Source organism: Actinoalloteichus caeruleus (assembly GCF_049311605.1).
Classification (GTDB): domain Bacteria; phylum Actinomycetota; class Actinomycetes; order Mycobacteriales; family Pseudonocardiaceae; genus Actinoalloteichus_B; species Actinoalloteichus_B caeruleus.
This window is the reverse complement of sequence record NZ_CP186005.1, coordinates 6,137,698-6,149,608: the sequence shown is the minus strand read 5'-3', so window position 1 is coordinate 6,149,608 and position 11,911 is coordinate 6,137,698. Positions and strand designations below refer to the sequence as shown.

The following is an 11,911-nucleotide window of genomic DNA, read 5'->3' as shown; positions in this document are numbered from 1 at the left end:
GCCTGGGCGGCCGGGCGCGACCTCGTCAGCTCGACCGACGGGTCGTCGGGGCGGAAGCGACGGGGTGGTGCGCGGACGGCACCGGCCGGGTGGGTCATCCGAGGGGGTTCGGGTGCTGCTCCGGGTCGTCTAGCGCGTCCGTGCCTGGCAGGCCCCGCCGCTGCTCGCCTCGGCGACGAGTTCGGCCAGCAGCGACTCGAACAGCAGCTCCGCGTTGGAGACGGTGAAGGGGAACCGCTGGAAGACCTCCAGCGCGACGTGACCGTAGAGCCGGCTCCACCAGCGCAGGATCAGGTACACGGCGCTGAGGGTGAGTTGCTCCTCGGTGGTCTCCACGCCCAGCTCGCCCAGTGAGGCCACCATCTCCCGCCGGTAGGCGACCAACTCGTCCCGCATCGGCTCCGGGAACGCCTCGTCGTCCGCGTGGGTCAGCTCCTCGTCCTCGAAGTCGGGCAGCCCGGCGATCACCCGCAGGAAGATCGAACCGAACTGGTCGCGGGAGGTCGGGCCGTCGGTGGGAGCGTCGGTGACGGCCTGCTGCGAGGCGAAGACGAGTTCGAACTCGGTGGGGTGCGCCAGCGCCCAGCCCCGGAAGGTCCGGCAGACGGTGAGCACGGCTCCCATCTCCTCGCCGGTGTCCGCGGCGCGCGCGCGTGCGGTGATGACCTCCGCCAGGTCGGAGCAGATCTCCTCCACCAGTCGGTGCAGCAGTTCCTCCCGGGACGGGAAGTACCGGTAGAGGGCCGGCGCGGTCATGCCGAGGTTGCGGGCTATGGCGCGCAGCGTGACGGCTTCTCGACCTTCCCGCACAAGTAGTTCCCTCGCCTGGGTGAGGATTTCCCGCTCGGTCGCGGAACGTGCGCGCCCTCGACGTGTGACCCCCGACATACCTCACCCTTCTGGGTTGTAAACACCGTTTACTCAGCCGTACCGTTGCTCGAATGGGTGAACGGCGTTAACTGAGTTTACACCGTTCACACCAGTGGATGTCGGCGCGCCGACCGTGCAAGGACTGGTGGAGGAGAACACGTGTTCGCGAGGTGGGGGGTCACGGCGTTCCGTGGCCGGTGGGCGATCCTGATCACCGTTCTGGTGATCACGGTCGCCGGAGGAGTCTGGGGAACCGGGGTCTTCGGGAAGCTGGGGCAGGGCGGTTACGAGGACCCGAACAGCGAGGCGGTGCTGGCCAGCGACCTCGCCGAGGAGGCCCTGAACGGGCAGGCCGGCGACGTCATCGTCGTGTACACCGCCCCCGCCGGGTCGGACGTCGACGACCCCGAGTTCGGGGCCCGGATCACCGACGCCCTGGATGAGCTGCCCCCCGACGCCGTCACCAGCGTCACCAGCTACTGGCAGACCATGGCCCCGCAGCTGCGCGGCGAGGACGGGCGACGCGCCCTGGCGATCGTCGGCCTGGCCGGCGAGGACGCCAACGCCAAGATGGGCTCCTACGACGAGATCAGGGACCTCCTCGACGTCGAGGGAGTGCGCGGCGACATCGCGGGCGGCATCCCGATGGAGCACTCCATCGAGGAACGCGCCCAACAGGACCTCATCCGCGCCGAGATCGTCTCCCTGCCCATCGTGCTGATCCTGCTGCTGGTGGTCTTCGGTGGCGTTGTGGCCGCCGCGCTGCCCGTGCTCGTCGGCGGCCTCGCCGTGTTCGGGTCACTCGGCCTCCTCCACCTGATCTCGCTGTTCACCAACGTCAACGTCTTCGCGGTCAACGTCGCCAGCCTGCTCGGCCTGGGGCTGGCGATCGACTACGGGCTCTTCGTCGTCGGCAGGTTCCGGGAGGAGATCGCCGCCGGGCGCTCCACCGCCGACGCGGTGCGCCGCACCATCGGCACCGCCGGCCGGACGGTCGCGTTCTCCGCCACCCTGCTGGTCATCGCGTTGGCCGGCCTGATGCTCTTCCCGCAGGAGTTCCTCAAGTCCCTCGCCTACGGCGGGATGAGCGCCGTCGGCTTCGCCGCCGTCGTGTCCCTGACCCTGCTGCCGGCCATGCTCGCCCTGCTCGGGCCGAAGGTCGACGCACTCCCCATGCCCTGGCGCAAGCGCGCCGAACGCCGGCCCAAGCGCCCGGAGCGCGACGGTTGGGGACGGCTCGCCGACCGCGTGATGCGCCGCCCCACCCTCATCGCGGTGCCGATCGTCGCGGGTCTCGTCCTGCTGGGTGCCCCGTTCCTGTCCACCCAGTTCGGTCAGCCGGACGAGCGGATCCTGCCCGAGGGCGACGCCGCCAGGGTGGCCGTCGAGACGCTCAAGGAGGACTTCCCCTTCACCTCCGGTGACGGCATCGAGATCGTCATCCAGGGTGAGGGGGACACCCCGCCGGACGAGGCCGCGATCGGCCAGTTCGTCGCCCAGGTCGACGAGGTCGGCGGTATCGAGGGCGTACAGCCCTCCGGAGCGGCCGGCGGCGTCGTCGTCCTCACCGCCCAGCCCGTCGGCGACACCTTCGGCGACGAGGCCAACCAGGCCGTGCGCGACATCCGCGCCCTCGAACCGCCGGCCGGCTCCACCCTCCTGGTCGGTGGCATGACCGCCCTGAACCTCGACAGCCTCGACGCCGTCGGTCAACAACTGCCCCTGATGGCGCTGCTCATCGTGGGCGCCACGGTCGTGCTGATGTTCCTGGCCTTCGGCTCGGTGCTGCTGCCGATCAAGGCGGTGCTGCTCAGCGTCCTCAGCCTTTCGGCCACCTTCGGCGTGCTCACCTGGGTGTTCGTCGACGGCCACGGTGCCGGCCTGCTCGGCGTGACGCCGATGCCGATGGAGGCGGGCATCATCGTGCTGATGGCCGCCGTCGTCTTCGGGCTGTCGACGGACTACGAGGTCTTCCTGCTCAGCAGGATGGTCGAGGCCCGCTCCTACGGGGCGACCACCGAGGAGGCGGTGCGGACCGGACTGGCCCGCACCGGACGCGTCATCACGGCGGCGGCGCTGCTGCTGATCGTCGTCACGGGCGCCTTCGCCTTCTCCGGACTCCAGATGATGCGCTTCATCGGCGTCGGGATGATCCTGGCGCTGGCCCTCGACGCGACCATCGTGCGGATGCTGCTCGTCCCAGCCCTGATGAAGCTGCTGGGCAACGCGGGGTGGTGGGCGCCGGGACCGCTGCGCCGCCTCCAGCAGCGCGTCGGGATCCACGAGGGTGGCGACGAGCCGGAGCCCTCGCGTGGCGGAGCGGCCGAGCGGCGCGCCGACGGCGGCGGTGCCGCCTAGCTCCCGGCCGCCCGCGAGCCACGGAGACGGGCCGGCCCGGCCACCCCCAGCGGCCGGGCCGGCCCGTCTCCGTCTATTGACGTGCCGGAGCGGCCGTCGGCTCCCGGGAACCCGTGGGAAATCCGCACCGGGTCACGGACCACGGGCCGCTCCCCCTTCCGACGTCGTCGGGTGGACGTCCGGACCCGGGCCCCGGGATCACCACCGGCGCGGGTGCCCCGGGCCGACCCCGCCAGGAGCGCCGCGTGGGGACCGTTGGGCTCCAGCCCCCGCCGGCCGGCAGCCGGCCTGTGCCACCATCAGGCGGCAGGTGTCCCGACGAGAGGGGTCGAGTTCTCGTGCGACGTACGGCGGTGGCGACCGTGGCGGTGGCCTGGGCGGTCACCGGGTGTTCCCCCGAACCCGTGGAACCGGAACCACTGCCGGGTGAGGGGCTGCGCGTCGGCTTCGTGGCGACCGGCGGGGACACCGCCACCGCGACCGCCCTCGCCGAGGGAGTGCGGACCGCCGCGGCGGACACCGGCGTCGAGGTGGTGACCGCCGACGTGGGAGCCGAACCCGACCCGGGGCGGCAGGCCGAGGGGTTCGCCGACCTGCTGGCGGAGGGCGTGGACGCGGTCCTGCTCGACCCGCTGGACCCGTCGGTCCTCGCCCCCGTGCTCGACCGGGCCGCCGAGGAGGACGTCCCGGTGATCACCCTCAACCGATCGCTGGAGACGACCACCGCCGCCGTGCTCCCCGACGTCGAGCAGGCGGGGCGGGTGGCGGCGCGCGGTGTCCTGGGGACCGGCGTGATCGGCGAGGTCGCCGTGCTCCGCGGCGTGCCGGACACCACGGCCAGCCAGCAGGTCTTCACCGGTTTCGAGGAGACCCTCGCCGAGCGCGACGAGGTCACCCTGATCGCCGAGCGCGCCGCCGGGTACGACCGGGACCGGGCAGCCGAGCGCACCACCGAGCTCCTCGACGCGCATCCCTACCTGGTCGCGATCTTCGCCGAGACCGACGAGATGGCGCTCGGCGCCCTCGACGCGCTCGGGGACCGCGCCGGTCGGGACGTGCTCGTCCTGGGTTTCGGTGGCGGTGACGAGGCCCGGGCCGCCCTCGCCGAGGGGACGCTGACCGCGACGGTGACCGAACAACCAGGGGAACTGGGACGTGCGGGGGTCCGGCACGCCGTCCGCGTCCTCACCGAGGACGAGCCGGCGGAACGGGTCCTGGTGGATCACGTGTTGGTGGACCGGGAGAACGCCGCCGCCGGCTGAGCGCCCCGGGAACCGGCCCTGGCGAGGCGGACGGGGCGTCCGAGGCGGCCATCGGGGAGACCGCGGCGACGCCCTCGGGTGGTCGGTCGGCTGCCCCGGGTGCGGCCGCCCTTCAGCGACGACCGAGGAGCGACCACCTGCGGCCGGGCCGTCCCGCCCGCAGGCTGCTGTGGACCAGTTCGCCCCGCAGCACGATCCGGCGCCCGAAGGCCGAGGCTGGCGCGAGGTCCCGCAGCCGGACGACGCTGTGCTTCGACGTCACCTCGTCCTGCACGGCGATGCCCTCCGGAACGGTCAGGACCAGGTGGCTGTGCCGCATCGCCACGGTGATCAGGACCGTCTCCCCCGCGAACTCGGCCTGCGTGAAGTCGAGGCGGACGACGCCGCCCTGGTTCTCCACGCGGAGCGCCGTCGGTACCCGCCAGTGGCCCTCCCGGACGAGGCTCGAGCCGTGGCTGGAGAGCGTCATCGACTCCGGCTCCTCCGCGCCGGCCCGCAGGGAGAGGCCGGGGAGGTCGACCAGGAGGGAGTTGAGGTCACCCCGCGTGCGCGCCGTCAGCGCGGAGTCGGTGCGGGTGGTGAACTCGTCGAGGTCGATCAGGCCAAGCCCGATCGCTTTCTGCAGCAGACCGACGACGTGCTGCCGTTCCGCGTCGGAGACCCGGAGGTATCTCGGTGCGACTGGATTCGTTGCCGTCACCCTCACCAGGGTAGGACACCGCCGGGGCCGGTGTGCTGGTCTTCCGGCGGAAACATGGGCGCTCGAACCCCGCCGCATCGCTCGTCGTGCCCGCGCTCCCCACCGACCACGAACCCGGGGAGCCGCTGCGCGTCCCGCCGCCAGCCGGCCGCGGTGGTCCACGAGCCCCGGGGACCTCGCCGCCCCGGAGCCCTCCTCCCCGCTCGTCCCCCGAGGCGTGCCCGTCCCGGAGTCGAGCGCGTGCCTAGTCGGGGTCGCGGTCCAGACCGTGCTCGATCGCGTACCTGGTGAGTTCGACGCGGTTGTGCAGCTGGAGCTTCCGCAACGTCGACTGCACGTGGTTCTCCACCGTCCGGTGCGAGATCACCAGCCGCCGGGCGATCTGCCGCGCCGTCAGTCCCTTCGCGACCAACCGGAGCACCTCGGTCTCCCGCTCGGTGAGCTGAGGGGCCTCCTGGCCGCTGTCCCCCGAGGCCGCCATCCGCCGGTACTCCCCCAGTACGAGCCCGGCCAGGCCGGCGGTGAAGACGGCGTCCCCCGCCGCCGTCTGCCGCACCGCCGCGACGAGTTCCTCCACGGAGGCCGACTTCACCAGGTAGCCGGACGCCCCGGCCTTCACCGCCTCCAGCACGTCGCTGTGCTCCCCGCTCGCTGAGAGCACCAGCACCCGGGTCTCCGGCAGCGCGGTCGTGATCTCCCTCGTCGCGTCCACTCCCGAGGAGGAACCCAGGTTCAGGTCCATCAGGACCACCGCCGGCCGGACGGTGCGGGCGATGCGGGCGGCGGCGTCCGCGTCCGACGCGGTCGCCAGGACCTCGAATCCCCGTTCGGTGAGGTCGCGGGCCACTCCGCCGCGCCAGATGGGGTGGTCGTCGACCACCATCACGGAAATCGGTGGGTCGGTCACCTGCTCCTCTCCTTCCCCGCCGGTTGTCGTCTTGGCACCCGCATCTCCCATTCGGTCCCCTCCCCCTCAGCCGTCTCCAGCGCCAGGCTGCCACCAAGCAGCTCCACGCGACGGCGCATGGAATGTGAAACACCCATCCGGCCCTCCACGGCGGCCGCCCCCAGCCGACCAGGTGGAATGCCCGGCCCGTCGTCGCGCACGCTGAGCACCACCTCGTCGCCGAGGTCCTCCAGCAACACCCAGGCACGCGCGGTGGGCCCCGCGTGCCGGTTGACGTTCGCCAGTGCCTCCCTGACCACCGCCAGCAGCTCCGAGGTGTCCGCCGAGGGCAGTACCACGGGCGTGGCCGGCACCGAGACGGCGACCCGGGAGGTGTTCAACAGCCGCAGCTCCCTGCCGAGGTCGGTCTCCCCGTCCACCGAGGACTCGGGAGGAGCCGTGGTCACCAGGGCGCGCAGCGCGATCTCCTGTTCCCCCGCCAGCCGGGCGAGCTCGGCGGCCTCGCCGCCCAGGTCGGCGCCACGGCGCCTGACCCGGGCGAGCACCTGGAGCACGCTGTCGTGCACCATCCGGGCCAGCCGCTCCCGCTCGGCGGTCGCGGCCTCGGTCCGCAGTGCGCGGCGCAACCGCTCGTCCGACGCGCGGGCCGTGCTCGCCGCGTTGCCCAACACGAAGCCCACCCCGACGAGCATGACCGTGTCCCTGGCGATGTCGGTGTCCACATAGCCCCGGATCAGGTAGCTCACCAGCGCGGTCAACGACCCTGCCAGCACACCGCGCAACGGCCCGCCCTGGACCGCGACCGCGACCACGGCGCCGGAGGCCCAGACCGTGGTCACCGAGGGGGTGGGCACGTCGAGTTGGTCCCTGCTCAGCACGAACAGGGACAACAGCACGAGGACGTTCGTCAGCGCCAGGTCCACGTAGGCCGCGGCGCCCCGCCACCGGGGCCCCCGCACGTACGCGTAACCGATGACGCCGGTCCACAGCACCATCACGACCAGGATCGCGGCCCCCAGGCCCTGGTTCGCGTACCCCTCCCGGTGGACGGCGAAGGCGACGACCGCGTAGGCCAGGGTGACGACACGGAGGATCACGGCGGCGATCCACAGCGGCCCGAGCAACCGCGAGTGGCGTTCACCAGTGGAAACAGTCACCGTCGCAACCTATCCGAGTGAAGCGGCTCCTGATCCGGGGCGGTGGCACGATCCCTCTCGCGGAGCAGCCGCGCCCCGCCGACCGGACCAACGGGCGGGCTGCCCACCCGATGCCACCCACTGGTCACGAACTGATCACGGTGCGCGACGTCGATGCGACGACCGTGCGACGGGTGGCGGTTGGCCTTCTGCCCGCCGCGCGACTGTGCCAGGCTGTTTTTCCAACCGAGCGGTGTCGGACCGCAGGGGACGGAGGCGTCAGCCACCGCGACGGACATCGTCGGGCGCCAGCTGACCGGGCGCCCACGTCGGTCGCCGACGACGAGGGCCGTGCCGTGCGACGCCCGCGACCCTCAGCACGCGGGAGGACTGCTTGCGTCACTGGGAGCTGTGGTCCCTGCGGTGGAGCGCGCTCGCCTACTGGCTGGTGGTCTGGGCGGTGGCGCTGGCCGTCTGCGTCCTCGCCGTCGCCGCGTCCGGACGGCCGGAACCCGAGGAGCTGCACCGCTTCGGTGCCATCGCGTTGACCGCCGCCCTGGTCATCGTCTGCACCCGGCTGGTCGGGCGCATCCGGGGCGAGCGGGAGCGCAGCCCGTGGGCCATCCACTGCTGCTACCTCCTCGCCGGGCTGCTCACGCTACCGCTGAACCTCGTCGTCCTCCTCCTGCTCGGTCCGGCCCTGCACGGAGTCCTCGGCGCGCGTCCAGCCCCGCACCGCTGGGCCTTCACCACCGCCGCCACCGTGGTGGCCACCTTCCTCGCCCGTGCCTTCGTCGGGTGGCACGACGTCACCGCCAGCCCCAACGACATCGTCCTGGCGGGTGTCGTCCTCGTGCTCACCCGGGCGCTGCTGGTGGGTGTGGGGTTCTGGCTGCGGGACCCCTCCGCCGGGGTGGTCCCGGTCGCCGGTGACCCGATCGACATCGTGCTCGGCGTGGTCGCGGTGTGCCTGGGCGGCCTGATGGGACTCGTCGCCATGTCCCACGGGGCGGCCTACGCGCTGCTGGTCGGCCCGCCGATGGCCCTGCTGGACCAGGTCGGTCGACTCCCGCACTGGCGGCGGTCCGCGCAGCACGACGCCAAGACCGGTCTGGCCAACGCCGTGCACTGGGACCGGGTGGCCAGGGACGAACTGGCCCGCGCTCGCCCGAGGAGGACCCCGGTCGCGCTCCTCCTCCTCGACATCGACCACTTCAAGCGGGTCAACGACCAGGTCGGCCACCTCGCCGGTGACGCCGCGCTCGCCGCCGTCGCGCTGCTCCTGCGCAGCAGCGTTCGCCGTGGGGACGCGGTCGGTCGTTTCGGGGGTGAGGAGTTCGTGGTGCTCCTCCAGGACGCCGGCTCCCAGGAGGCCAGGGCGGTGGCGGAGGCGCTGCGGGGCGCTGTCGCCGAACTGCGCGTCCCGGTGCCGTGCGCGGACGGCGAGTGGCGCGACCTGGACGGCATCACCATCAGCATCGGCGTCGCCACCTCGGAACGGTTCGGCTACGACCTGTCCAGCCTGCTGACGGCCGCCGACGCCGCACTCCTCTCCGCCAAGGGCGCCGGCCGGAACCTGGTGACGATGGCCTGAGCCGGACCCGATCGGGTGGACGGGCGGACCCCCGCTGGTGCGGGGGTGGCATGGGCGGGCCGGCGCGTGGGACGAGGAGGTGACGGGTCACCGCTGCCGGATTCGGCGGGGCGCCGGGGGCCGTCCGACCGCGCACGCTCGAGGCCGGCGCGCGCACCTCCCGGACCGGCCCCGCGACCCGGCCTCGAACGGAGCCCAGCCTCCTCGGCGGGCGGACCACCCCGCGCCGGGATCGCACCCCGCGACGGGATGCCAGCCGACGAGGCGGGTCACGGGTTCCGACGTGGCCGGCGGCACGGCAGGCTGGGCTCCCGGGGTCAGCTGTCCTTGCTCGCCGGGCCGCCGGACGGATCCGAACCGCCCGAGTCCTCCGAGGAGCCGGATCCGCCGGACCCACCAGCAGGACCGGACGACCCGGGACCGGAGGAACTCGGCTTGCCCCGGCGCCGCACGTTGGGCAGGACCGATCGTGCCTTCGCCGGGTTCAGCCGGCTCAGCTTGGGCAGGCTGAGCCGGGGCGCCGGCTCGTCCTCGGCCGGCCGGTTCTCGGCCTGGCGGCGCAGTGACTTGATCCCGGCGTTGAGGACGGCCACCAGCGGGACCGCGAGCAGAGCGCCGGCGATACCCGCCTGCACGACTCCGACCGTGATCGCGAGGACGACGGCGAGCGGGTGGAGTCGGACGGCCCGGCCGAGCAGCAGCGGTTGCAGGACGTGACCCTCCAGCTGCTGGACCAGCAGGACGACGCCCAGGACCAGGAGTGCCGTGACCAGGCCGTTCGCGACCAGGGCGACGAGGACCGCGACCAGACCGGACACCACGGCGCCGACGATGGGCACGAACGCGCCGAGGAAGACCAGCGCCGCGAGCGGGATCGCCAGCGGTACCTCGAGGACGACCAGGCCGATGCCGATGCCGACGGCGTCGACGATGGCCACCAGCGCGGTGGCGCGCACGTAGCCCACCAGCGACTGGAAGCCGTGCACACCCGCCAGCCGGACGCGCTCCCGGGTGGCCCCGGAGAACACCCCGGTCAGGTAGGTCCAGATCCGGGCGCCGTCGTGCAGGAAGAAGATGAGGGTGAAGAGCGCGAGCAGGAGTCCCGTGAGCAGTTCGCCGACGGTGGTGGCCGTGGAGATGGCACCGGAGGTGATCAGGTCCTGGTTGGACTGGAGCATCGTGGTGAGCTGGCCGAGGAAGTCGTCGATCTGGTCCTGCTGGAGTTGGAGCGGGCCCTCGACCAGCCAGGTCCGGATGGTCTCGATGCTGTCGACGACCTTGTCCACCAGGTCGGGGAGACCGGTGCTGAAGGCCGTGATCACGAAGGTGAGCACCCCGGCGAGGACCGCGAGCCCGCTCACCATGACCAGTGCGGTGGATACCCCGCGCGGCACCCCCCAGCGCACGAGCCGGTCGACGGCCGGCGCGAGGAGGGCGGCGAGCAGCAGGGCGATCGCCACCGGGACGACCACGACGGAGAAGGCGCCGATCAGCCAGGCCACCACCCAGACGGCGGCGGCGACCACCAGGAGACGTCCGCAGACAGCGGCCGCGACCTGGAGGGGACGTGGGACGGGGGGACCGGGGTCGACGCGCGCTTCCTGTTTCGCCTCACTCACCCCAGCTACGGTAATCGTCCTGGTGGGCCGGGTGGTGCGGGTTCGCCCCGGAAGCCGCTCGCGCCACCTCCCGCTGACCGTCGTGGGTCCGCCCGCCGAGCGGGGCCGGCCGGGCCCGCGACCGCCCCTCCCGATCGGACCCGGGTGGCATCGCCCCTGGTGGAGGGCCTCGGGTGCCCCGCGGCGTCATCCGGTCCGGTGATCTTTGCGGACGGGGCTGCCATTCCGCCGATGGCTGTGAGTAACGTATGTGTCGCAGCCGGTCCACTCCGGATCGACTGAAATTCCCTGACGTCGTGCCGATTCTCGCCGCGCCGGAGAGTGACCCAGGTCATCTCCCGCCGGTAGACCTGGAGGGTCCAGTTGTCAGCCGCCGACCAGCACACGGGATCAGGAGGCCGCCGTTTCCGGCGCCTGCTGTCACGTGCCGCGCTGGCCGCCGGGGGCACGCTGGCCGCCACGGCGATCGCCTGGACCCTCGGTAGCGGCACCGCCGCCGCCGACCAGAAGGACCCCGCTCCCCGGAGCCTCGTCGGAGTTCTCCGTGAGATCCCGGCGGCGCCGCCGGTCCGCTCCGTGCTCGGCACGGTCGACGAACTGGGGGGAGCCACTCTCGGTGCTCCTCGCCGCCTCGTCGCCGGTGAGCCCGAGGGGGCTTCGCCGGCGCACGCCGCTCCGGAGGAGGGCGAGCCGGCGGAGGACGGCCGGGAGAGCGCGTTGGGCCGGGTCGTCAAGCCGGTCGGTTCCGTGGTGAACCGGCTCTCCGACGCCGTGCTGCACGGCGGGCGGGACGACGCCGAGCACGACGACTCCACCGGGGCGTCCGACGGCGGGTTGCTCCCGCTGCCCATCGGCAAGGACGGCCTCGTGGGCGCGGTGCTGCCTGGCGGCGGTTCGGCCCAGGAGAACCCCGCCACGGACGCCACCGGTCCCGGCCAGGGCACGGGCGCCGAAGGTTCGGAGCAGCTCGGCGACCGCCCGGAGCAGGACCGCCCGGACGAGGACGACGACACCGACGAGGCCCGGGAGGCGGAGGACCGCCCCTCGGATTCCCGTACGAGCCGTCCCTCGACCGGTGTGGGCGTGGATCCCACGTCCCCCTGGGGCGCCACGGGCGTCCCGTCCCCCCTCGGCCACGGTGCCGAGCAGGAACACGGTGAGCAGGACACCTCCTCACCCAAGCTCCCCCGGGGTGCGTCCCACGCCCCCGCGACCCACCCGGCCCCCGCTGGTTCCTCGGCGAGCGCATCGCCGTCCGGACCGGGTGCCCTCATGCTGGGCCACGTCGTTCCGACCGTGAACGCTCAGCTCCTCTCCAGCGGCCTCGCCGTCCAGCCGATCGCGCAGGGCGTCGCCGCGGAGCAGCCGGAGCAGCCCGGCGTCACCCCCGACTGACACCTCGCGCGGATTCAGCACCCCTCCGCGGTGCGCTGGTTCTCCAGCCTGTGCGAGGTCCTTCGTGTTG

At 72.9% G+C, this 11,911-nt stretch carries 9 protein-coding genes; 4 read left to right on the top strand and 5 right to left on the bottom strand.

What is annotated here, in order from left to right:
* Nucleotides 1–129: 129 nt before the first annotated feature.
* The gene (locus ACOJVX_RS25595; protein ID WP_081893599.1) at nt 130–888 is read right to left on the bottom strand and encodes a TetR/AcrR family transcriptional regulator; all 759 of its coding nucleotides are present in this window, start codon (nt 886–888) and stop codon (nt 130–132) included.
* Between the two features lie 141 nt (nt 889–1,029).
* Here ACOJVX_RS25595 and ACOJVX_RS25590 point away from each other — a divergent pair, with 141 nt between their 5' ends.
* Nucleotides 1,030–3,228, top strand: a complete 2,199-nt coding sequence (locus ACOJVX_RS25590) for an MMPL family transporter (protein WP_030106380.1) — start codon at nt 1,030–1,032, stop codon at nt 3,226–3,228.
* A gap of 338 nt (nt 3,229–3,566) precedes the next feature.
* On the top strand, nt 3,567–4,490 hold the full coding sequence (locus tag ACOJVX_RS25585) for a sugar ABC transporter substrate-binding protein (protein ID WP_162147276.1): 924 nt from the start codon (nt 3,567–3,569) through the stop codon (nt 4,488–4,490).
* A 112-nt stretch (nt 4,491–4,602) separates the two neighbouring features.
* Here ACOJVX_RS25585 and ACOJVX_RS25580 read toward each other — a convergent pair whose 3' ends face one another.
* The 3 genes from ACOJVX_RS25580 to macS all read right to left on the bottom strand — a co-directional run bounded on the left by ACOJVX_RS25580 (nt 4,603) and on the right by macS (nt 7,254).
* Nucleotides 4,603–5,190, bottom strand: coding sequence for a DUF1707 domain-containing protein (locus ACOJVX_RS25580; RefSeq protein WP_051713233.1), 588 nt, complete (start codon nt 5,188–5,190; stop codon nt 4,603–4,605).
* Nucleotides 5,191–5,434: 244 nt separating this feature from the next.
* Nucleotides 5,435–6,097, bottom strand: coding sequence for a response regulator (locus ACOJVX_RS25575; RefSeq protein ID WP_026417875.1), 663 nt, complete (start codon nt 6,095–6,097; stop codon nt 5,435–5,437).
* Nucleotides 6,094–7,254: a MacS family sensor histidine kinase gene (macS, locus tag ACOJVX_RS25570; RefSeq protein WP_245588713.1), complete on the bottom strand. Its 1,161-nt coding sequence runs from the start codon at nt 7,252–7,254 to the stop codon at nt 6,094–6,096. Before macS ends, ACOJVX_RS25575 begins: the two co-directional genes overlap by 4 nt.
* 373 nt (nt 7,255–7,627) lie before the next feature.
* On the opposite strand from macS, the gene ACOJVX_RS25565 reads away from it, so the two are divergent.
* Nucleotides 7,628–8,827, top strand: a complete 1,200-nt coding sequence (locus ACOJVX_RS25565; RefSeq protein ID WP_026417877.1) for a diguanylate cyclase — start codon at nt 7,628–7,630, stop codon at nt 8,825–8,827.
* Nucleotides 8,828–9,144: 317 nt separating this feature from the next.
* On the opposite strand, the gene ACOJVX_RS25560 is transcribed toward ACOJVX_RS25565, so the two are convergent.
* Entirely contained in the window at nt 9,145–10,446 is a 1,302-nt protein-coding gene (locus ACOJVX_RS25560; protein WP_211237466.1) for an AI-2E family transporter, read from the bottom strand.
* 363 nt (nt 10,447–10,809) lie between these two features.
* Between ACOJVX_RS25560 and ACOJVX_RS25555 the strand changes: the two genes are divergently transcribed.
* Nucleotides 10,810–11,841: a hypothetical protein gene (locus ACOJVX_RS25555; RefSeq protein WP_035275353.1), complete on the top strand. Its 1,032-nt coding sequence runs from the start codon at nt 10,810–10,812 to the stop codon at nt 11,839–11,841.
* Nucleotides 11,842–11,911 lie beyond the last annotated feature (70 nt).

Excerpts from the sequence above, each read along its gene's own strand:
- ACOJVX_RS25595 (WP_081893599.1), bottom strand. The coding sequence starts at position 888 with ATGTCGGGGGTCACACGTCGAGGGCGCGCACGTTCCGCGACCGAGCGG.